The organism is Micromonospora chokoriensis (genome assembly GCF_000718555.1).
GTDB lineage: Bacteria > Actinomycetota > Actinomycetes > Mycobacteriales > Micromonosporaceae > Micromonospora > Micromonospora chokoriensis_B.
This window is the reverse complement of sequence record NZ_JOAN01000013.1, coordinates 68724-90894: the sequence shown is the minus strand read 5'-3', so window position 1 is coordinate 90894 and position 22171 is coordinate 68724. Positions and strand designations below refer to the sequence as shown.

Here is a 22171-nt window from a genome sequence, read left to right as displayed (position 1 = left end):
CTCAGCTGACCGGGCCGCCGAAGGCCTCGATACGGTCACCGTCAGCCAGCTTCACGATCGCCCGCTTGGTCGCCTTGCGCTGACCGAAACCGGTCTTGGTGCGCTTGCGCTTACCCTGGCGGTTGAGCGTGTTGACCGTCAGGACGCGGACGTTGAAGATCTGCTGGATAGCGATCTTGATCTCGGTCTTGTTCGCGTCCGGGTGCACCAGGAAGGTGTACCAGTTCCGGTTCAGCTCGCTGTAGCTCTTCTCCGAGACGACCGGCGCCACGATGATGTCGCGCGGGTCGGCGATCGTGCTCACTTGCCACCCTCCTCGGTGGTCTCGGCGGGCACGCCCAGGAACTCGTCCAGGGCGTCCTTGGTGAAGACCACGTCGTCGGCCACCAGCACGTCGTACGTGTTCAGCTGGCCGGACTCGATCAGGTGCACGCGCGGCTCATTGCGCAGCGACACCCAGTTCAGCTCGTCGGTGCTGCTCAGCACGACCAGGACCCGACGGGCCTCGGTGAGCTTGGTCAGCGTGGCCAGAGCCGCCTTGGTCGACGGCTTCTCGCCCGAGACGAACGCCTCGACGACGTGCACCTGCCCGGCGCGAGCCCGGTCGGAGAGGGCACCCCGCAGAGCGGCGGCCTTCATCTTCTTCGGGGTCCGCTGGCTGTAGTCGCGCGGCACGGGACCGTGCACGACGCCACCGCCGGCGAACTGCGGCGCGCGGATCGAGCCCTGCCGGGCGCGACCGGTGCCCTTCTGCTTGTACGGCTTCTTGCCGCCACCGGCGACCTCGCCGCGGGTCTTGGCCTTGTGCGTGCCCTGTCGGGCCGCCGCGAGCTGGGCCACCACGACCTGGTGCATCAGCGCGACGTTGGCCTGCACGTCGAAGATGTCCTCCGGCAGCTCCACGGAGCCGCTGGTGGTGCCTTCGACGGTGCGCACGTCAACGGTGGTCACTTGGCCGCACCGCCCTTCTTCACCTTGCTCTTGGCCGCGGTACGGACCAGAACGAGCGCGCCCTTGGGACCAGGAATGGCACCCCGGACGAGCAGCAGGTTGTTCTCGGTGTCGACCGCCTGGACGGTGAGGTTCTGCACGGTGTAGCGCACGCCACCCATGCGGCCGGCCATCCGGGTGCCCTTGAAGACACGACCCGGAGTGGCGCAGGCGCCGATGGAGCCGGGCGAGCGGTGCTTGCGCTCGACACCGTGGCTGGCGCGCAGACCGTGGAAGCCGTGCCGCTTCATCGGGCCGGCGTAGCCCTTGCCCTTGGTCTTGCCGGTGACGTCGATGGTGACGCCGACCGGGAACTCCTCGACCGTGACTTCCTGGCCGAGCGAGTATTCCCCAGCGTCCGTGGTGCGCAGCTCGACGATGTGCCGGCGCGGCGCCACGTCCGCCTTGGCGAAGTGCCCGCTGACCGGCTTCTTGACCTTGCGCGGGTCGATGGTGCCGTATGCGAGCTGGACCGCGGAGTAACCGTCCTTCTCGGCGCTACGAACCTGGCTGATGACGCACGGGCCGGCCTCGACCACGGTCACGGGAACAACCTTGTTGTTGTCCCAGACCTGGGTCATGCCGAGCTTGGCGCCCAGGATCCCCTTGACTTGCCTGTCCATTTGTCCGGTCCCTACAGCTTGATCTCGATGTCGACGCCAGCCGGCAGGTCGAGGCGCATGAGCGAGTCGACCGTCTTCGGGGTCGGGTCGATGATGTCGATCAGCCGCTTGTGCGTGCGCATCTCGAAGTGCTCGCGCGAGTCCTTGTACTTGTGCGGCGAGCGGATAACGCAGAAACGGTTGATCTCCGTGGGCAGCGGCACCGGGCCCGCGACCTGCGCCCCGGTGCGCGTCACCGTCTCGACGATCTTCCGAGCCGAGGAGTCGACGACCTCGTGGTCATAGGCCTTGAGCCGGATGCGGATCTTCTGTCCCGCCATGGTGGCTTCTGTTCCTTCTCTCGATGCCGCTGTGTTGCGGGCGCCTGTACCGGCTGGTACAGGCCCACTTCGCCGACCCCCGCGGTCGGGCGTGTCGCGCCCTCGGGCCGAGCTCCGCCCCTTGGTTCCGGAGTGGTGCTGACCGCGCGGTGGGTCAAGGCGCCGATCGCATTACCGCGACCTGAACGCCGTGCGAGGGTGGTTGGCGACTGGGTCGCCAACCACCCTACGCTCGACTGCCTCGCCACCCGGAGGTTCAGCGAAAGCCGAACACAGGCGACGAACTGTCGTTACGCAACCTGACTAGTATGCCGCACGACTGGCGGCGGGCCTAATCGGGGTTACCTAGCTCACTTGTTAATCTTGGTGACGAACCCGGCGCCGACGGTGCGGCCACCCTCGCGGATCGCGAACTTGAGGTTCTCCTCCATGGCGATGGGCTGGATCAGCTTCACCGACATGGAGGTGTTGTCGCCCGGCATGACCATCTCGGTGCCCTCGGGGAGGGTGACGACACCGGTGACGTCCGTGGTCCGGAAGTAGAACTGCGGGCGGTAGTTCTGGAAGAACGGGGTGTGGCGGCCGCCCTCCTCCTTGGAGAGGATGTAGACCGTCGCCTCGAACTCCGTGTGCGGGGTGTTCGAGCCCGGCTTCACGACGACCATGCCGCGCTCGACCTCGTCGCGCTTGGTACCACGCAGCAGCAGGCCGACGTTCTCACCTGCGCGGGCGTCGTCCAGGGTCTTCCGGAACATCTCGATCGCGGTGACCTTGGTCTTGAAGCTCTTCTCCTTGATACCGACGAGCTCAACATCCTCGTTCGGCAGGAGAACGCCGCGCTCCACACGACCGGTGACGACGGTGCCACGACCGGTGATCGTGAAGACGTCCTCAACCGGCATCAGGAACGGCTTGTCAACCTCGCGCTCCGGCTGCGGGATCGAGGTGTCGACAGCGGTCATCAGGTCCAGCAGCTTGCCGGTCCACTCGGGGTCACCCTCGAGGGCCTTCAGCGCCGAAACCCGAACGACCGGCAGGTCGTCACCCGGGTACTCCTGCGAGGAGAGCAGCTCACGGACCTCGAGCTCGACGAGCTCCAGGAGCTCCTCGTCATCGACCATGTCGCTCTTGTTGAGCGCCACGACGATGTACGGCACACCGACCTGACGGGCCAGCAGCACGTGCTCGCGGGTCTGCGGCATCGGGCCGTCGGTCGCCGCAACCACCAGGATCGCGCCGTCCATCTGCGCGGCACCGGTGATCATGTTCTTGATGTAGTCGGCGTGACCGGGGCAGTCGACGTGCGCGTAGTGCCGCGACTCGGTCTGGTACTCGACGTGCGCGATGGAGATCGTGATGCCGCGGGCCTTCTCCTCCGGCGCCTTGTCGATCTCGTCGAACGGCGTGTAAGGGTTCAGGTCCGGGTACTGGTCGTGCAGGACCTTGGTGATGGCCGCCGTCAGCGTCGTCTTACCGTGGTCGATGTGACCAATGGTGCCGATGTTGACGTGCGGCTTAGTCCGCTCGAACTTAGCCTTCGCCACTGGTGTCCTCCTGTGGACTTCTTGGTTCGTACGCCCGGCGCGCCGGTCGGCGCTTAGGACTCTGTCGACAGCCTTTCCGGCCTGACGGCCGGAGAGCCTTTGTGGGTTCTGCGGCGATGAAGCCTACAGGCCCGGTCTCACGCGATCCGATCGTGGTGGCCGCGGGCGGGTGAAACCTCCCGCGACCAACCACGAATCACCAGCTCAGGGCTTTATTCGCCCGTTGCCTTGGCGATGATCTCCTTCGCGACGCTCTGCGGAACCTCGGCGTAGGAGTCGAACTGCATGCTGTAGCTAGCCCGGCCCTGGGTCTTCGACCGCAGGTCGCCGACGTAGCCGAACATCTCCGACAACGGCACCAGGGCCCGGACGATGCGGGCGCCGCTGCGCTCCTCCATCGCCTGGATGATGCCGCGGCGGGAGTTGAGGTCACCGATGACGTCACCCATGTTCTCCTCAGGAGTGGTGACTTCAACGGCCATCATCGGCTCGAGCAGTGCCGGATCGGCCTTGCGGGCCGCGTCCTTCATCACCATCGAGCCGGCGATCTTGAACGCCATTTCCGACGAGTCGACCTCGTGGTACTGGCCGTCCAGCAGGGTCAGCTTCACGCCGACCAGCGGGAAGCCCGCGAGGATGCCGTACTGCAGCGCGTCCTGCGCACCAGCGTCCACCGAGGGGATGAACTCCCGGGGGATGCGGCCGCCGCTGACGGCGTTGGCGAACTCGTAGGTCGGCGAGTCGTTGTCCAGCGGAAGCGGCTCGACGCTCACGATCACGCGGGCGTACTGGCCGGAACCACCGGTCTGCTTCTTGTGGGTGTACTCGACCTTGTCCACCTTGCGGCGGATGGTCTCGCGGTACGCCACCTGCGGCTTGCCGACGTTCGCCTCGACGTTGAACTCGCGGCGCATCCGGTCGACCAGGATGTCCAGGTGCAGCTCACCCATGCCGGAGATGACCGTCTGACCGGTCTCCTCGTCCAGCTGGACGCGGAAGGTCGGGTCCTCCTCGGCCAGACGCTGGATGGCGGTGCCCAGCTTCTCCTGGTCGGACTTGGTCTTCGGCTCGATCGCCACCGAGATGACCGGCTCCGGGAACGTCATCGACTCCAGGATGACCGGGTTCGCCGGGTCGGAGAGAGTGTCGCCGGTGGTGGTCTGCTTGAGACCCTGCACGGCGATGATGTCACCGGCCTGCGCCGACGGACGCTCTTCCCGCTTGTTGGCGTGCATCTGGTAGATCTTGCCGATCCGCTCCTTGCGGTCCTTGGTGGAGTTGACCACCTGGGAACCGGAATCGAGCGTGCCGGAGTAGACCCGCACGTAGGTGAGCTTGCCCAGGTGCTTGTCAGTCTGGATCTTGAAGGCCAGGCCGGAGAAGGGCTCCGAGTTGGACGGCTTACGCAGCAGCGGGGTCTCGCCGTCGGTAGCCGTACCCTCGATCGCCGGAACGTCCAGCGGCGACGGCAGGAAGTCGACCACGGCGTCGAGCATGGGCTGAACGCCCTTGTTCTTGAACGCCGAGCCGCAGAGCACCGGGTTGGCCTTGCCGGCGATGGTGGCACGCCGGATGGCGGCCTTGATCTCCTCGACGGAGATCTCCTCGCCTTCCAGGTACTTCTCCATCACCGCGTCATCGACGTCGGCCAGGGTCTCCATCAGCTTCTCGCGCCACTCGGCTGCGGAGTCGGCCAGCTCGGCCGGGATCTCCTCAACCGCGTAGTCCTCACCCTTCTGGGTCTCCCCACGCCAGGTGAGCGCGCGCATGCCGATCAGGTCGACGACACCGATGTGGTCGCCCTCGAGCCCGATCGGGATCTGGAGCACCAGCGGGGTGGCGTTCAGCCGGTCGATCATCATCTGCACGCAGCGGAAGAAGTCGGCGCCGGTCCGGTCGAGCTTGTTGACGAAGCACATACGCGGGACGTTGTACTTGTCGGCCTGCCGCCAGACGTTCTCCGTCTGCGGCTCCACGCCGGCGACACCGTCGTAAACCGCGACCGCACCATCCAGGACCCGCAGCGACCGCTCGACCTCGACCGTGAAGTCGACGTGGCCAGGCGTGTCGATGATCTGGATCGTGTGGTCTTTCCACTCACACTTGGTAGCAGCGGAGGTGATGGTGATACCACGCTCCTGCTCCTGCTCCATCCAGTCCATGACGGCAGCGCCCTCGTGGACCTCACCGATCTTGTACGTGATGCCGGTGTAGAACAGGATTCGCTCGGTGGTCGTGGTCTTACCGGCATCGATGTGCGCCATGATGCCGATGTTGCGTACCTTGGCGAGCGCGTCTGCGGCGGCCACTTCAATCCCTACTTATCGTCGTCTCGACTCAACTGGTGGCGGTTCCGGCGCCCGAAGGCGCCGGAACCAGGGTGTTACCAGCGGTAGTGCGCGAAGGCCTTGTTCGACTCGGCCATCTTGTGCGTGTCCTCGCGCCGCTTGACGGCGGCACCGAGGCCGTTGCTCGCGTCCAGCAGCTCGTTCATCAGCCGCTCGACCATGGTCTTCTCACGCCGGGCGCGGGAGTAGGTGACCAGCCAGCGCAGGCCCAGGGTGGTCGCCCGGGTCGGGCGGACCTCCACCGGAACCTGGTAGGTGGCGCCACCGACACGACGGCTGCGCACCTCGAGGGTCGGCTTGACGTTGTCCATCGCCCGCTTGAGGGTGACGACCGGGTCGGTGCCGGACTTCTCGCGGCAGCCCTCGAGGGCCGCGTACACGATCGTCTCGGCGAGCTGACGCTTGCCGCGCAGCAGGATCTTGTTCACCAGCTGGGTGACCAGCGGCGAGTTGTACACCGGGTCAGCGACCAGTGGCCGCCGCGGAGCGGGTCCCTTACGCGGCATGTCAGCTCTTCTCCTTCTTCGCGCCGTAACGGCTGCGCGCCTGCTTGCGGTTGCGAACACCCTGGGTGTCCAGCGAGCCGCGAACGATCTTGTAACGCACGCCGGGGAGGTCCTTCACCCGGCCGCCGCGGACGAGCACGATCGAGTGCTCCTGCAGGTTGTGACCGACGCCGGGGATGTAGGCGGTCACCTCGATCTGGCTGCTGAGCTTCACGCGAGCGACCTTGCGCAGCGCCGAGTTCGGCTTCTTCGGGGTGGTGGTGTACACGCGAGTGCACACGCCGCGCCGCTGAGGGGAACCCTTCAGCGCCGGGGTCTTGGTCTTGGTCGTCTTCGCCTGGCGGCCCTTTCGGACCAGCTGCTGGATCGTGGGCACCGGGTTTCTCCGCTCCCTTCGGCCGCATCCGCGACCGCGCCGTCTGCTCGTTAACCGGCCTGATGACCGGCTCTCCTACATTCCGACCAGGGTCGCCTTGCGGAGACCCCGGCACCCGCGGTCGGGCGTGTCGCCCTCGTCACGGCCCCGTTGCGACGCTTTCGCGTGCGTACCGGGTTTGTCACCGGCGCGCGGGTTGCCCCGCCCCGGATCTTTGGCTTGTCGTGCCGCCGCCCGGAAGCCGGAATCAGCGCACGCACGAGTTGCCCGGGCATGCCCGGGCACAAGGGGAAAGACTACCTACCACAACCGCCCAGGTCAAAACGGAATGGCCCGGCGACTGTCTCACACCCGCCGGCCGGATCTCGTCCTGCCCCGTCGCCCGCGATGGGCACCTACGAGCACAAGTGTACCGGCTTCCCCGCTGAACCACCCATCGCCCCCGGGGGCACCGGGAGGCCGTCCCGAGGAAGCACCCGATCGATCGGTGATCACCCTCACGTCAGGGCGAGCAGCAGCGCCAGACCCAGGCCCAGGAGACTGAGCAGCGCCCCCGCCGCGCCGCAGCTGATCCCGGCCACCGCCAGCCCACGGCCGGTGAACTGGACCGCGGAGGGCACGGCCGGTCGGCGGATCTGCCGCCGACCGAGCAGCCCGATGACGACCGCCGCCCCGCCGGCCAGCACACCCAGCGCGGCGAACGCGCCAGACGCCCAGGCCCCGCCCTCGTTCACGAAGGCCACCCCGAAGCAGATCACCAGCAGCGAGACCAGGACCGATGCGATCCCCGCCACCAGCGCCCCGATGGCCAGCCCGGAGGTGACCGGCGCCACGTCCAGGTGCACGACGCCGAACGGGGTACCCGGCACCATCTCCACCCGCTTCGGCGGCCGACGTTGGTCGTCGCTGGGCGGCGGCACCGAACGCCCCGGCACGCCACCCCCGCCGGGGCCGTACCCCGGCGGCGGCCCCCACCCGGGCGGAGCACCCGCCCCAGACGGCGGCGGACCCCACCCAGGCGGCACACCCGGCCCAGACGTAGGCGGACCCCACCCAGGCGGCACACCCGGCCCAGACGTAGGCGGACCCCACCCAGGCGGGGCACCCGCCCCAGGCCCAGGCGGACCCCAGCCCTGCGGCGTCGAGGTCGGTGCCCCGGAGACCGGGTACGGCGAAGCGGAGCCGGGCGCCGTGGTCGGGCCCCAGCCGGTCGGGCCCCAACCGGGATTCGGCGCCGGAGGTGGCGGCACACCCGCACCCGGTGTGGACGCTGGTGGGTGTGGCTCATCGCTCGGGCCCGGCCGCGCCCAGCCGCTCGGCTCAGACGGAGCCGGCGGGTCCGGATGGCCGGCCGGTTCGTCCGCAGGGGGCCGCGCCGGTTCGGTCACGAGGTCCTCCAGTCGAAAGCCGCCACCACCACGCGGCGGAGCGGACACCGGCCAGGCTACCGCCGAGAGTGCCGCCGCCCACGCCGGGCGCGGCCACGGGCGGCTCAGTCCATGTTCGCCGGGTAGTCGTGGCCGAACGGCGCACCGGCCAACCGGACCACTCCGATGACCACCGCGGCCACCACACTGACCGCGACCAGCACCAGGCCGATCCAGGCCATCCGCTCCCCCCGTCGCAGCCAGACGCCGCCGGTCAGGAAACCCCCCGAGGCGTACGCCTCACGGCGCGCCTGCCGGGCCAGTTGCAGTGCCACCGTCGCCGGCACCACGCCACCGATGAACAAGCCGGTCAGCATGCCGAGCAGGCCCAGCGCGAAGACCGCCCGAGCCTTGGTGGCGCGGGCCGGGTCGGGGTCGAGTGGGTGGCGCAGATCCTGCTGCGCGACGGACACCTGCCCGGGTGCGGTCGTCATCCCCCCATCATGCCGAACTCAACCCAGGCTGGGTGGGCACGGACACGACGAGGCCCCCGGCATTCACCGGGGGCCTCGTCGTGTGATTGGTGCTTAGCGGTACGACCCGAAGTCGAAGTCGTCCAGCGGCACAGCCTGCCCGCCGGCCGGCCCGAACCCGTAGTCGGTCTCCGGGTACCCGGTCATGGAGTAGACCTTGGCCTTGGCCTCCTCGGTCGGCTCCACCCGGACGTTGCGGTACTTGCTGATGCCCGTACCGGCCGGGATGAGCTTTCCGATGATCACGTTCTCCTTGAGGCCGACCAGCGAGTCGCTGCGCGAGTTGATCGCAGCGTCGGTCAGCACCCGGGTGGTCTCCTGGAAGGAGGCCGCCGAGAGCCAGGAGTCAGTGGCCAGCGAGGCCTTGGTGATACCCATCAGCACCGGACGACCAGCGGCGGGCTCGCCGCCCTCCGAGACGAGCCGGCGGTTCTCCGACTCGAACAGCGCCCGGTCGACGAGCACACCCGGCAGGAACTCGGTCGAGCCGGAGTCGATGACCGTCACCCGCTTGAGCATCTGGCGGATGATGATCTCGATGTGCTTGTCGTGGATGAGCACACCCTGCGAGCGGTAGACCTCCTGGACCTCACTGGTCAGGTGGACCTGGACCGCCCGCGGACCCATGATCCGCAGAAGCTCGTGCGGGTCGATGGTGCCCTCGGTCAGCTTCTCGCCGACCGCGACGTGACCGCCGTCGTGGGTCCGGAGCTTGACCCGCTTCGAGATCTTGTCGTAGACGATCTCTTCGCTGCCGTCGTCCGGCACCACAATGATCTTGCGCGAGCGCTCGCCGTCCTCGATCCGGATCCGACCGGGGGTGTCGGCGATGGGCGCCTTACCCTTCGGGACCCGAGCCTCGAAGATTTCCTGCACACGCGGCAGACCCTGGGTGATGTCCTCACCCGCGACACCACCGGTGTGGAAGGTACGCATCGTCAGCTGCGTACCGGGCTCACCGATGGACTGGGCGGCGATGATGCCGACCGCCTCACCGATGTCGACCGACTTGCCGGTCGGCAGCGACCGGCCGTAGCAGGCCGCGCAGACGCCCAGCTTCGACTCACAGGTGAGCACGCTGCGCACCCGGACCGTCTCCACACCAGCGGCGACGATCTTGTCGACCCCGATGGAGTTGATGTCCTGACCGCGCTCGGCGACCACGGTGCCGTCCGGCCCCTTGATGTCGTCGGCGAGGGTCCGGGCGTGCACGCTGGTCTCGGCGTGGGTGTGGACGACGAGCTTGCCGTCCAGCTTCTCGCCGATCTGCATCGGGATCGCCCGGTCGGTGCCGCAGTCCTCTTCGCGGATGATGACGTCCTGCGAGACGTCCACCAGACGACGGGTCAGGTAACCCGAGTCGGCGGTACGCAGCGCGGTGTCGGCGAGACCCTTACGGGCACCGTGCGTGGAGATGAAGTACTCCAGCACGGACAGACCCTCCCGGTAGCTGGCCTTGATCGGCCGCGGGATGATCTCGCCCTTGGGGTTGGCCACCAGACCACGGATCGCCGCGATCTGCCGGAGCTGCAGCAGGTTACCGCGAGCACCCGAGTTGATCATCTTCCACAGTGGGTTCTCCTGCGGAAGCGCGGTGTCCATCTCCTTGGCAACCTCGTTGGTCGCCTTGGTCCAGATCTCGATGAGCTCGCCGCGACGCTCCTCGGCGGTCATCAGACCACGCTGGTACTGCTTGTCGATCTGGTCGGCGTCCTTCTCGTACTTCGCCAGGATCTCCGCCTTGCGCGGCGGAGCGATGACGTCCTCCATGCCGATCGTCACGCCAGACCAGGTGGCCCAGTGGAAACCGGCCTCCTTGAGCCCGTCCAGGGTGGCGGCCAGCGCCACCTTGGGGAAGCGCTCGGCGAGGTCGTTGACGATCGCGGAGAGCTGACCCTTGCGGATCTCGTAGTTCACGAAGCGGTAGCCCTGCGGCAGCGTCTCGTTGAACAGCACCCGACCCAGGGTGGTCTCCACGGTCAGCGGGTCACCCTCGACCCAGCCCTCCGGGGCGGTCCACGCCTCGCCGCCAGCACCGTTGTCGACACCGATCACGCCACGCAGACGGATCTTCACCGGTGCCTGCAGGTGCAGCTCGCGGTTGTCGAAGGCCATCCGCGCTTCGGCGTCCGAGCTGAACGCCCGGCCCTCGCCCTTCTCACCGGCGGTGAGGTGGGTGAGGTGGTACAGACCGATGACCATGTCCTGGGTAGGCATGGTGACCGGCTTACCGTCGGCCGGCTTGAGGATGTTGTTCGACGACAGCATCAGGATCCGCGCCTCGGCCTGAGCCTCGGCGGACAGCGGCACGTGCACCGCCATCTGGTCACCGTCGAAGTCGGCGTTGAACGCGGTGCAGACCAGCGGGTGGATCTGGATCGCCTTGCCCTCGACCAGCTGCGGCTCGAAGGCCTGGATGCCCAGGCGGTGCAGGGTCGGTGCACGGTTGAGCAGCACCGGGTGCTCGCCGATGACCTCTTCCAGCACGTCCCACACGACCGGGCGCTGACGCTCGACCATCCGCTTGGCGGACTTGATGTTCTGTGCGTGGTTGAGGTCGACCAGCCGCTTCATCACGAACGGCTTGAACAGCTCCAGCGCCATCTGCTTGGGCAGACCGCACTGGTGCAGCTTGAGCTTCGGGCCGACCACGATGACCGAACGGCCGGAGTAGTCGACGCGCTTGCCCAGCAGGTTCTGGCGGAACCGGCCCTGCTTGCCCTTGAGCATGTCGGACAGCGACTTGAGCGGGCGGTTACCCGGGCCGGTGACCGGCCGGCCGCGACGGCCGTTGTCGAACAGCGCGTCGACGGCCTCCTGGAGCATCCGCTTCTCGTTGTTGACGATGATCTCGGGCGCGCCGAGGTCGATCAGCCGCTTGAGGCGGTTGTTCCGGTTGATCACGCGGCGGTACAGGTCGTTCAGGTCCGAGGTCGCGAAGCGGCCACCGTCGAGCTGCACCATCGGGCGCAGGTCCGGCGGGATGACCGGGACGCAGTCCAGCACCATGCCGAGCGGCGAGTTGCGGGTGTTCAGGAACGCGGCGACGACCTTGAGTCGCTTGAGCGCCCGGATCTTCCGCTGGCCCTTGCCGGACCGGATGGTCTCCCGCAGGCTCTCGGCCTCGGCGTCGAGGTCCATGTTCTGGACCAGCGCCTTGATCGCCTCGGCGCCCATGGACCCGGTGAAGTACTCACCGAACCGGTCGCGCAGCTCGCGGTAGAGCAGCTCGTCGGTGACCAGCTGCTTCGGCTCCAGCTTGCGGAAGGTGTCCAGCACCTCGTCCAGGCGGTCGATCTCGCGCTGGGCCCGGTCGCGGATCTGGCGCATCTCGCGCTCTCCGCCCTCCTTGACCTTGCGCCGGACGTCCGCCTTGGCACCCTCGGCCTCCAGCTCGGCCAGGTCGGCCTCGAGCTTGGCGGCCCGCTTCTCGATCTCCGAGTCGCGGCTGTTCTCGGACTGCCGCTTCTCAGCAAGGATCTCGTTCTCGATCGTCGAGAGGTCGCGGTGACGCGACTCCGCGTCCACGCTCGTCACGACGTACGAGGCGAAGTAGATGATCTTTTCGAGGTCCTTGGGAGCGAGGTCCAGCAGGTAGCCCAGCCGGCTCGGAACGCCCTTGAAGTACCAGATGTGAGTCACCGGAGCAGCGAGCTCGATGTGCCCCATCCGCTCACGGCGGACCTTGGAGCGAGTCACCTCGACGCCGCAGCGCTCGCAGATGATGCCCTTGAACCGGACGCGCTTGTACTTACCGCAGTAGCACTCCCAGTCCCGCTGCGGACCGAAGATCTTCTCGCAGAAGAGCCCGTCCTTTTCCGGCTTCAGAGTGCGGTAATTGATCGTCTCAGGCTTCTTGACCTCGCCGTGCGACCACTGACGGATGTCGTCGGCGGTGGCGAGACCAATGCGCAGCTCGTCGAAGAAGTTGACGTCGAGCACTATGTCCCCTATGTCGTCGTCTGTACTGCTAATTCTCGGGTGAGGTCGGGGGCCGGCGAACCGGCCCCCGACCGCTCACCTCAGACCTCTTCGACCGAGCTCGGCTCGCGCCGGGACAGGTCGATGCCCAGCTCCTCAGCGGCCCGGAACACCTCGTCGTCGGTCTCGCGCATTTCCAGGGCCACACCGTCGCTGGAGAGCACCTCAACGTTGAGGCACAGCGACTGCAGCTCCTTGAGCAGCACCTTGAACGACTCCGGGATGCCCGGCTCCGGGATGTTCTCGCCCTTGACGATGGCCTCGTAGACCTTCACCCGGCCGAGCACGTCGTCGGACTTGATCGTGAGCAGCTCCTGCAGGGCGTAGGCAGCGCCGTACGCCTGCATCGCCCAGCACTCCATCTCACCGAAACGCTGACCACCGAACTGCGCCTTACCACCCAGCGGCTGCTGCGTGATCATCGAGTACGGGCCGGTCGAACGAGCGTGGATCTTGTCGTCGACCAGGTGGTTGAGCTTCAGGATGTAGACGTAGCCGACCGCGATCGGGTCCGGCAGCGGCTCGCCGGAACGACCATCGAACAGCTGCGCCTTGCCGGTACGCCCGATCAGCTGCTTGCCGTCCCGGTTGGGCAGGGTCGACTCGAGCAGACCGGAGATCTCCTCCTCGCGGGCACCGTCGAAGACCGGGGTGGCCACATTGGTGTCACCCTCGGACTCGTGCGCGTCGATCGAGCGGAGCTGGCGCTTCCAGTCGGCGTCGTCACCCTCGACCTTCCAACCGGTCTTGGCGACCCAACCGAGGTGGGTCTCCAGCACCTGGCCGATGTTCATCCGGCTCGGCACGCCGAGCGGGTTGAGCACGATGTCGACCGGGGTGCCGTCCTCGAGGAACGGCATGTCCTCGATCGGCAGGATCTTCGAGATGACGCCCTTGTTGCCGTGCCGGCCGGCGAGCTTGTCGCCGTCCTGGATCTTGCGCTTCTGGGCGACGTAGACCCGGACCAGCTCGTTGACGCCCGGCGGCAACTCGTCGCCGTCCTCGCGGGAGAACGTGCGCACACCGATGACCGTGCCGGTCTCGCCGTGCGGCACCTTCAGCGAGGTGTCCCGAACCTCACGCGCCTTCTCACCGAAGATCGCGCGGAGCAGCCGCTCCTCCGGGGTCAGCTCGGTCTCACCCTTGGGCGTGACCTTGCCGACCAGGATGTCACCGGGAACGACCTCGGCGCCGATCCGGATGATGCCGCGCTCGTCGAGGTCAGCGAGCATTTCCTCGCTGACGTTCGGGATGTCGCGGGTGATCTCCTCCGGACCGAGCTTGGTGTCCCGGGCGTCGACCTCGTGCTCCTCGATGTGGATCGAGGTGAGCACGTCCTGCTGCACGAGGCGCTGCGACAGGATGATCGCGTCCTCGTAGTTGTGACCCTCCCAGCACATGAACGCCACCAGCAGGTTGCGTCCGAGTGCCATCTCGCCTTCGTCGGTGCACGGACCGTCGGCGATGACCTGACCGGCCTCGACGCGGTCGCCCTCGAAGACCACCGGCTTCTGGTTGACGCAGGAGCCAGCGTTGGAGCGGCGGAACTTGTGCAGCAGGTACGTCCGGCGGTGGCCGTCATCCTGGTGGATGGTGACGTAGTCGGCGCAGAGATCCTCGATCACACCGCCGACCTCGGCGACAACCACGTCGCCAGCGTCGACCGCGGCCCGGTACTCCATGCCCGTACCGACAAGCGGCGCCTCGGCCTTGACCAGCGGCACCGCCTGGCGCTGCATGTTCGCGCCCATCAGTGCCCGGTTGGCGTCGTCGTGCTCAAGGAACGGGATCATGGCGGTCGCGACCGAGGTCATCTGCCGGGGCGAGACGTCCATGTAGTCGACGGCACCGGGGAGGACATCCTCGGTCTCGCCACCCTTACGACGGCAGAGCACCCGGTCCTCGGCGAACGTGCCGTCAGCCTTCAGGCGCGCGTTGGCCTGGGCCTTGACGAACCGGTCCTCCTCGTCCGCGGTCAGGTAGTCGATCTGGTCGGTGACCCGACCCTCGACGACCTTCCGGTACGGCGTCTCGATGAAGCCGAACGGGTTGACCCGGGCGAAGGTGGACAGCGCGCCGATCAGGCCGATGTTCGGGCCTTCCGGCGTCTCGATCGGGCACATCCGGCCGTAGTGGGACGGGTGCACGTCGCGGACCTCGAAGCCGGCCCGCTCCCGGGACAGACCACCCGGGCCGAGCGCGCTCAGCCGACGCCGGTGGGTCAGGCCCGCCAGCGGGTTGGTCTGGTCCATGAACTGGGACAGCTGGGACGTCCCGAAGAACTCCTTGATCGCCGCCACCACCGGGCGGATGTTGATCAGGGTCTGCGGGGTGATCGCCTCGACGTCCTGCGTGGTCATCCGCTCGCGGACGACCCGCTCCATCCGGGACAGACCGACCCGAACCTGGTTCTGGATCAGCTCGCCCACGGTACGGAGGCGCCGGTTGCCGAAGTGGTCGATGTCGTCGGCCTCGTAGCCGTCCTCACCGGCGTGCAGCCGGCACAGGTACTCCACGGTGGCGACGATGTCGTCCTCGGTCAGCGTGCCGGTGGTGATCGGCACGTTGACTTCGAGCTTCTTGTTGAACTTGTAGCGCCCGACCTTGGCGACGTCGTACCTCTTCGGGTTGAAGAAGAGGTTGTCGAGCAGGGTCTGGGCGTTCTCGCGCGTCGGCGGCTCGCCAGGGCGCAGCTTGCGGTAGATATCGAGCAGAGCCTCGTCGGCGCCGGCGATGTGGTCCTTCTCGAGCGTGGTCATCATCAGCTCGGACCAGCCGAACCGCTCACGGATCCGCTCGGCCGACCATCCGACGGCCTTGAGCAGGACCGTCACGGCCTGCCGACGCTTACGGTCGATGCGAACGCCGACCGTGTCGCGCTTGTCGATGTCGAACTCCAGCCAGGCACCCCGACTCGGGATGACCTTGACGCTGGAGAGGTCGCGGTCGGAGGTCTTGTCCGGCTGCTTGTCGAAGTAGACGCCCGGAGACCGGACGAGCTGGCTGACCACGACGCGCTCGGTGCCGTTGATGACGAAGGTGCCCTTGGGCGTCATCATCGGGAAGTCACCCATGAACACCGTCTGGCTCTTGATCTCGCCAGTGGTGTTGTTGGTGAACTCCGCGGTCACGAAGAGCGGAGCGCAGTAGGTCAGGTCCTTCTCCTTGCACTCCTCGATCGAGGCCTTGACCTCGTCGAAGCGCGGCGCGGAGAAGGAGAGTGACATGGTGCCGGAGAAGTCCTCAATGGGACTGATCTCTTCAAGGATCTCCGCGAGACCCGAGCGTGCGTGCGGGTCGTCCGCCGACCGGCCCTGCCAAGCCTCGTTGCCGACGAGCCAGTCGAAGGACTCGTTTTGAATGGCAAGGAGGTTGGGGACCTCGAGGTGTTCGGTGATCCTGCCGAATGAAACTCGGCGGGGAGCGAATGCGCTCGACGTACGACTGGTCTTCGCAGGGCGGGAAGCTGCCAAGATGCGTCCTTCCGAGGACCGGTGCTGCAGAACGGCTGGTACGCGTGCACTCCAATGACCCCACCAGAAATATCCGTAAACGGACATTTCCGAGCAGGGGTCAAGTCGGAAGGCAGCGCAAACTAGCAGTGTAGCCGAGAGGCTAACCGCTGTCCAGCCCACCCCGCAGGTTGTTTGCGGAGCGTGCTCGGCACCCGTCAACCGGGGTCTGCCGGGCCGCTCAGAACGCAACTCCCCACTGGGCCGCTCGGGTTAACCGCGGCCGATGGTGCCGCCGCTGTCATACCCACGTCGTGGCCGTCGCAAGCGCGGTGTCTTGCTGGTGTCAGCGTGCCTGGCAGCCCCGGGCCGCGTCAAGGGCCGGTATCCCCCTCGGTGCGTGTTTCCCACCAGAGAGCGACCCACCGTCCTCGTTCCGGTCGACAGAACCGCTGGTCGGAGCCCAGCTCAGTACCGCTCAGAGCCAGATCCACCAATACGGCGGGCGGCGATCCGTGTCGGATCACCGCCCGCCGCGACGCGATGGTGTCCCGGCTCAAGAAGCCGGGTACGCGTTGGTGGAACGTCAGGTCACTTGAGGGTGACCTTGGCGCCTTCACCCTCGAGCTTGGCCTTCGCCTTGTCGGCGGTCTCCTTGTTGACCTTCTCCAGGATGGCCTTCGGCGCGGACTCAACCGCGTCCTTGGCCTCCTTGAGGCCCAGGCCGGTCAGCTCACGCACGACCTTGATGACCTGGATCTTCTTGCCGCCGTCAGCCTCGAGGATGACGTCGAACTCGTCCTGCTCCGGCTCGGCCTCGGCCGCAGCGGCGCCGCCGCCGCCACCCTGGGCGATCGCGACCGGAGCGGCAGCGGTGACCTCGAAGGTCGTCTCGAACTGCTTCACGAACTCAGAGAGCTCGATCAGCGTCATCTCCTTGAACGCGTCAAGCAGCTCGTCGGTGCTGAGCTTCGCCATGTCTGGCGTCCTTTCCTGTTTCTGTTAAGTAAGAACTGGTGCGCCGTGGGGGCCTCAGGCCGCCTCGGCGCCCTCCTTCTCGCGCTTGTCCTGCAGTGCAGCCGCCAGACGGGCGGTCTTCGACAGCGGGGCCTGGAACAGGGCCGCGGCCTTGCTCAGGTTGCCCTTCATCGCGCCGGCCAGCTTGGCCAGCAGCACCTCGCGGGACTCAAGGTCGGCAAGCTTCGTGACCTCGGCCGCAGTGATGGCCTTGCCCTCGAAGACACCGCCCTTGATGACGAGCTTCGGGTTGGCCTTCGCGAAGTCGCGAAGCCCCTTCGCCGCCTCGACGACGTCGCCCGAAACGAAAGTCAGCGCGGTAGGACCGGTGAACAGCTCATCGAGGCCGGTGATGCCCGCGTCCGTCGCAGCACGCTTCGCGAGCGTGTTCTTCGCGACCGTGTAGCTGGTCTCGGCGCCGAGCGAGCGCCGAAGCTGGGTGAGCTGGGAAACCGTCAGACCGCGGTACTCGGTCAGCACGGTGGCGCCCGAACTGCGGAAGCTCTCGGTCAGCTCAGCAACGGCCGTGGCCTTGTCGGCCCGGATCGGCTTGTCCGCCATGTCCCTCCTCTCTCGTTACTCGAGGCTGGTCCACGTCACAGCCGAAGCCGGAACGGAGGCGGAGGCAGCACGACAACGAAAAGCCCCGGCGCAGGGCGCACGGGGCGAGGGCCGGCGGATCACATGGTCGGCGGACCACGTTCACTGCCGAGTTACGCTTGCCGCCCTACGCGGGTCGCCCGTCGTCGCGGGACCTTCGACCGTGCCGGAGCACGGTGACCAGCGGTCTTTGGGTGGTTCCTCATCCATGAGAACACGGATGACGGTTGAAGAGTACGCGCCCAGGCCAGCAGCGCCAAATCGCGCCGTGTGAGCCGCGCCACCGCGCCGGCGCCGGTCAGCCCTGAGCCCGCCGCCGCCACAGGTAGCCCCCGACGACCGCGGCGCTCCAGGCCAGCGCCCACACGCTCAGCCCCAACAGGGTCAGCGCGGCGGCGTCACCCCCGGTGGTGCGGGCGGCGGCCATGATCGGCGGTGCCAGCCAGGGGGCCACCGAGCCGCTCAGGCCGAGCACCACCGCGCCAACCCCGCCGAGGGCCAACACCGCGACGCCGAACCCGGCGCCGCCCACCGACGCCCGGCTGGCCAACGCCCCAAGAGCAACAGCAGCGGGTACGACCAGCAGGTGCGCCCACACGCCCAGCGCGAGCCCGACCGGAATCGACCGGTCCCCCGGGTCGACCGGGCCGGACACTCCGCCGACCAACCACGGAAAGAGCAGCGCCACGGCCACCGTCACCAGCGCCGCCACCCCGGCGGCGAGGAGCCCGGCCAACCGCTCCCGGGCCACCCCGACCGTCACCTGCGCCAGTCGACGCTGCACGTCCGGCTCGACGTCCAACAAGATCTTGGTCTGCCAGGCGAGCACCGGGAAGAGCACGACCGCGGAGACGCCGTACGCCTCCGCCGGCTGGGCACGGCCACCGCCGTAGAGCGTGCCGAGCGTGATCAGACCGGCGAGCAGCGGTGCCACCGCCCGGCCGGTTCGCAGAAAACCGGTCAGCCGCATCCGGACCAGGGCGCTCATCGGGCCTCCCCCGCTGCCGGCTCGGCCACCGCGTCGGTGGAGGCGTCGGAGCGTACCCGCAGCACCTGGTGGCCCTCGGCGCGCAACCGGGCGACGGTGCCGGCGACCCGCGCGGCCGGCACCGCGACCTCGACCACCGCGATCGTCTCGTCCGTCGACGAGGTCTCCTCGGAGAGCGAACCGTCGGCTACCAACCAGCGGCGCGCGGCCGGCAGCCGGACCGTCTCGCCACGGTGGTCGCTGACCAGCACGGACCCGTCGGCGGCGAGCACCTCGGCGATCAGCTCGGGCACCAACTCGCGGGTGGCGGCGTCCAGCCCTTCCCACGGCTCGTCGAGCACCAGCAGGCCCGGTGGGCGCAGCATCGCCTGGGCGAGGCCCACCTTCTGCGCGGTGCCCTTGGACAGCTCCGGCAGCCGGACCGAGCGGAAGGCGGAAAGCCCGAGCCGGTCGGTCCAGGAGGCCACCGCCTCGTCGGCCGCCGCCCGGCCCAGCCCCGCCACCCGGGCCATCCCGGTCAGATAGCGGGTCACCGTGAACGGCTGGTCGGCGGGGAACCGCTCCGGCACCCAGCCCACTCGCTCCGGCCGGTCGCTGACCCGACCCTGGCCCGGACGGAGGACGCCTGCGGCCACCTGGAGCAGGGTTGACTTGCCCACCCCGTTGCGGCCCAGCACGATCGCCACCTCGCCGGGACCGATTCGCACGTCGATGCCTCGCAGCACCCACGGCCCCCGCCGGTGGTACCGCAACCAGACGTTCTCCAACCGCATGGGGTCGAGCCTGCCACACCTCAAACGCGCCGGGGCGCCGCCACAGTCGTGGCGGCGCCCCGGCGGAGCGAACTGTCGACTCAGGCCTCGGCCTGGTCCTCCCGGAGGTTCTTCACCAGGTTCGGGTCGACCGGGACACCCGGGCCCATCGTGGTGGTCAGGATGACCTTGCGGAGGTACTTGCCCTTGGCCGCGGACGGCTTGGCACGCAGCACCTCGTCGAGCACCGCGGCGTAGTTGTCCACCAGCTGGCTCTCCGTGAAGGAGGCCTTGCCGATGATCAGGTGCAGGTTGGAGTGCTTGTCCACCCGGAAGGTGATCTTGCCGCCCTTGATGTCCTGCACCGCCTTGGTGACGTCCATGGTCACCGTGCCGGTCTTCGGGTTCGGCATGAGACCGCGCGGGCCCAGGATCCGCGCGATCCGACCGATCTTGGCCATCTGGTCCGGCGTGGCGATCGCCGCGTCGAAGTCCAGCCAACCACCCTGGATCCGGGCGACCAGCTCATCGGTGCCCACCTCGTCCGCACCCGCGGCGGCGGCCTCTTCGGCCTTCGCGCCACTGGCGAACACGATCACGCGGGCGGTCTTACCGGTGCCGTGCGGCAGGTTGACCACACCGCGGACCATCTGGTCCGCCTTGCGGGGGTCGACGCCGAGGCGCATGGCGACCTCGACCGTGGCGTCGAACTTGACGTTGGTGGTCTCCTTGGCCAGCTTCACGGCCTCGGAGGGGGTGTAGAGCCGGTCCCGGTCGATGACGTCGGCGGCCTTGCGGTAGCTCTTGCTGCGCTGCATTGCTCAATACTCCTGTGGTCTCTGGCGGGCCGCTCGGCGCGAGCCCTCCCACGGTCGGGTCGAAGGCCGGGGCCTACGTCAGTCGTTGACGGTGATGCCCATCGAGCGGGCGGTGCCGGCGATGATCTTCTCGGCCTGGGCCAGGTCGTTGGCGTTGAGGTCGGCCATCTTCTTCTCGGCGATCTCACGCAGCTGCACGCGGCTGACCGAGCCCACCTTGTCGGCCTGCGGAACACCCGAACCCTTCTGCACACCGGCGGCCTTGAGCAGCAGCCGGGCAGCGGGCGGGGTCTTCAGCACGAACGTGAAGGACCGGTCCTCGTACACGCTGATCTCGGCGGGGACGATGTCGCCCCGCTGGGACTCGGTCTGCGCGTTGTACGACTTGCAGAACTCCATGATGTTGACGCCGTGCTGGCCGAGCGCGGGGCCGACCGGCGGCGCCGGCGTGGCCTGGCCCGCCGGCAGCTGAAGCGTGAACGTCTTGACGAGCTTCTTCTTCGGAGGCATGTCACTTCCTGGGGCTTGGAGCTGGAAAATGCGGCTGTCGCCGCCCTCGGGGCGCGCACGGTCAGCGCGGTGCGACAGCGGCGACATTCAAGAGTAGCGCAGGCCGCAGCCCACTCGTCCGCCGAGGTCGAGCGAGAGCGTGTACGCCGACGTCGGCGGCGGGCCGGGCCCGCCGCCGACGACCAATCAGATCTTGGTGACCTGGTTGAAGTTGAGCTCCACCGGCGTCTCGCGACCGAAGATCGACACCAGCACCTTGAGCTTCTGCTGGTCGGCGTTGATCTCGCTGATCGTGGCCGGCAGCGACGCGAACGCGCCGTCGGTGACGGTGACGGAGTCGCCCACCTCGAAGTCGAGGACCTTGATCTCCGGCTTCGACTTCTTCTGCTCCGTCTCCACGGCCGGCGCCAGCCACTTCAGCACCTCGTCGAGCGAGAGCGGAGCGGGCCGGTCGGCCCGGTCGGTCGCGCCGACGAAGCCGGTGACACCGGGGGTGTTCCGAACACACGAGTACGACTCGGCGGTCAGCTCCATCCGGACCAGGATGTAGCCCGGGAAGACCTTGGCCTGGATCTGCGAACGCTTACCGTTCTTGACCTCGACCTCTTCCCGGGTCGGCACCTCGACCTGGTAGATGAAGTCCTCCATGTCGAGGCTCGTGATCCGAGTCTCGAGGTTGGTCTTGACCTTGTTCTCGTAGCCGGCGTAGGAGTGCACCACGTACCAGTCACCCGGGGCGTAGCGCAGCTTCTGCCTCAGCTCCGCGACGGGGTCGTAGTCCTCGTCCGGTGCGGGCTCGGTCGTTGGGAACTCCGGCTCGCTGGCGGCCTCAACCGACTCGTCACCAGCCGCCGTCGCGACCGTGGACTGCTCGTCCACCTGTCCGGCGGTCTCGTCGTACTCAGGCACGCTCGCTCACTTCCGTCACTATGGCTGGAGGCAGCCGGTCAGTCCGAGTTGCCAAAGACAAACAACACGACCTTGGCGAAGCCGTAGTCCAGCACACCCACGATCGTCAGCATCACCGCGACGAACGCCACCACCACGGCGGTGTAGGTCAGCAACTCCTTGCGGGTCGGCCAGATGACCTTACGCAGTTCGGCTACGACCTCGCGGAAGAACCGGGCGATGCGGCCGAAGACGCCCACCCGACCCGTTTCCGACCGGGTGGTCGGCCGGCTGTCCGCCGACTCTGCCCGGGCACGGGACCGCGTGGCGGTGCCTCCCCGGGAAACCGGCTCGTCCGCGCTGGTGGCGTCGTCGTCGGCTACCTCGTCGACGACCTCGTCGTCCAGACGATCGTCGCCGGCGTCCTCGCCGCGCCGCTTGTTGTCGGCCACTTCGCCCTCCGTCGCGGAATCTCGGGTCGCACGCCGAGCGGCGTACGCGGCGCTGGTCACGCCGGCCGGACCCAACCGTCCCGCGACGGGCCGCGGCCGGTGGATC

The 22171-nt window shown here is 67.9% G+C and carries 20 protein-coding genes; all 20 read right to left on the bottom strand.

Translation table 11 applies throughout. The annotated features are described in order from the left end of the window. Nucleotide 1: 1 nt before the first annotated feature. Nucleotides 2–304: a 50S ribosomal protein L23 gene (gene rplW / locus IF46_RS0118395; protein WP_007465304.1), complete on the bottom strand. Its 303-nt coding sequence runs from the start codon at nucleotides 302–304 to the stop codon at nucleotides 2–4. Then, nucleotides 301–951, bottom strand: a complete 651-nt coding sequence (rplD, locus tag IF46_RS0118390) for a 50S ribosomal protein L4 (RefSeq protein WP_030489587.1) — start codon at nucleotides 949–951, stop codon at nucleotides 301–303. The genes rplW and rplD overlap by 4 nt, the downstream gene beginning before the upstream one ends. Next, nucleotides 948–1613, bottom strand: a complete 666-nt coding sequence (rplC, locus tag IF46_RS0118385) for a 50S ribosomal protein L3 (RefSeq protein ID WP_030489586.1) — start codon at nucleotides 1611–1613, stop codon at nucleotides 948–950. Before rplC ends, rplD begins: the two co-directional genes overlap by 4 nt. Nucleotides 1614–1624: 11 nt before the next feature. Further along, nucleotides 1625–1933, bottom strand: coding sequence for a 30S ribosomal protein S10 (gene rpsJ, locus IF46_RS0118380; RefSeq protein ID WP_007073037.1), 309 nt, complete (start codon nucleotides 1931–1933; stop codon nucleotides 1625–1627). Nucleotides 1934–2283: 350 nt separating this feature from the next. Then, nucleotides 2284–3477: an elongation factor Tu gene (gene tuf / locus IF46_RS0118375; protein ID WP_030489585.1), complete on the bottom strand. Its 1194-nt coding sequence runs from the start codon at nucleotides 3475–3477 to the stop codon at nucleotides 2284–2286. A 212-nt stretch (nucleotides 3478–3689) separates the two neighbouring features. After that, complete coding sequence (gene fusA, locus IF46_RS0118370; protein WP_030489584.1) at nucleotides 3690–5786, bottom strand: elongation factor G; 2097 nt, start codon at nucleotides 5784–5786, stop codon at nucleotides 3690–3692. A 74-nt stretch (nucleotides 5787–5860) separates the two neighbouring features. Continuing rightward, entirely contained in the window at nucleotides 5861–6331 is a 471-nt protein-coding gene (rpsG, locus tag IF46_RS0118365) for a 30S ribosomal protein S7 (protein ID WP_030489583.1), read from the bottom strand. 1 nt (nucleotide 6332) lies between these two features. Next, complete coding sequence (gene rpsL, locus IF46_RS0118360; RefSeq protein ID WP_007465318.1) at nucleotides 6333–6707, bottom strand: 30S ribosomal protein S12; 375 nt, start codon at nucleotides 6705–6707, stop codon at nucleotides 6333–6335. 497 nt (nucleotides 6708–7204) lie between these two features. Continuing rightward, a complete protein-coding gene (locus IF46_RS0118355) occupies nucleotides 7205–7576 on the bottom strand; it encodes a hypothetical protein (protein ID WP_084597954.1) in 372 nt (123 codons plus the stop codon). 623 nt (nucleotides 7577–8199) lie between these two features. Further along, nucleotides 8200–8568, bottom strand: a complete 369-nt coding sequence (locus IF46_RS0118350) for a hypothetical protein (RefSeq protein WP_030489581.1) — start codon at nucleotides 8566–8568, stop codon at nucleotides 8200–8202. A 93-nt stretch (nucleotides 8569–8661) separates the two neighbouring features. After that, nucleotides 8662–12549 carry a DNA-directed RNA polymerase subunit beta' gene (locus tag IF46_RS0118345; protein ID WP_030489580.1) on the bottom strand — a complete coding sequence of 1296 codons (3888 nt, stop codon included), beginning with the start codon at nucleotides 12547–12549 and terminating at the stop codon, nucleotides 8662–8664. Nucleotides 12550–12629: 80 nt separating this feature from the next. Then, nucleotides 12630–16061 (bottom strand): DNA-directed RNA polymerase subunit beta, encoded by a 3432-nt coding sequence (locus IF46_RS0118340; protein ID WP_030489579.1) that lies wholly within the window; start codon nucleotides 16059–16061, stop codon nucleotides 12630–12632. A gap of 570 nt (nucleotides 16062–16631) precedes the next feature. Next, on the bottom strand, nucleotides 16632–17018 hold the full coding sequence (gene rplL / locus IF46_RS0118335) for a 50S ribosomal protein L7/L12 (protein ID WP_030489578.1): 387 nt from the start codon (nucleotides 17016–17018) through the stop codon (nucleotides 16632–16634). A 54-nt stretch (nucleotides 17019–17072) separates the two neighbouring features. Next, the gene (rplJ, locus tag IF46_RS0118330) at nucleotides 17073–17618 is read right to left on the bottom strand and encodes a 50S ribosomal protein L10 (RefSeq protein ID WP_030489577.1); all 546 of its coding nucleotides are present in this window, start codon (nucleotides 17616–17618) and stop codon (nucleotides 17073–17075) included. Nucleotides 17619–17955: 337 nt separating this feature from the next. Then, on the bottom strand, nucleotides 17956–18645 hold the full coding sequence (locus tag IF46_RS0118325; protein ID WP_030489576.1) for a hypothetical protein: 690 nt from the start codon (nucleotides 18643–18645) through the stop codon (nucleotides 17956–17958). Then, nucleotides 18642–19418, bottom strand: coding sequence for an ABC transporter ATP-binding protein (locus tag IF46_RS0118320; protein ID WP_036392474.1), 777 nt, complete (start codon nucleotides 19416–19418; stop codon nucleotides 18642–18644). Before IF46_RS0118320 ends, IF46_RS0118325 begins: the two co-directional genes overlap by 4 nt. Before the next feature lie 80 nt (nucleotides 19419–19498). Beyond that, nucleotides 19499–20215 carry a 50S ribosomal protein L1 gene (gene rplA, locus IF46_RS0118315; protein ID WP_030489574.1) on the bottom strand — a complete coding sequence of 239 codons (717 nt, stop codon included), beginning with the start codon at nucleotides 20213–20215 and terminating at the stop codon, nucleotides 19499–19501. Nucleotides 20216–20293: 78 nt separating this feature from the next. Next, nucleotides 20294–20725 carry a 50S ribosomal protein L11 gene (gene rplK / locus IF46_RS0118310; protein ID WP_030489573.1) on the bottom strand — a complete coding sequence of 144 codons (432 nt, stop codon included), beginning with the start codon at nucleotides 20723–20725 and terminating at the stop codon, nucleotides 20294–20296. Nucleotides 20726–20911: 186 nt separating this feature from the next. After that, nucleotides 20912–21634 carry a transcription termination/antitermination protein NusG gene (nusG, locus tag IF46_RS0118305; RefSeq protein ID WP_030489572.1) on the bottom strand — a complete coding sequence of 241 codons (723 nt, stop codon included), beginning with the start codon at nucleotides 21632–21634 and terminating at the stop codon, nucleotides 20912–20914. A 38-nt stretch (nucleotides 21635–21672) separates the two neighbouring features. Next, the gene (gene secE, locus IF46_RS0118300; RefSeq protein ID WP_030489571.1) at nucleotides 21673–22065 is read right to left on the bottom strand and encodes a preprotein translocase subunit SecE; all 393 of its coding nucleotides are present in this window, start codon (nucleotides 22063–22065) and stop codon (nucleotides 21673–21675) included. Between the last annotated feature and the right edge of the window lie 106 nt (nucleotides 22066–22171).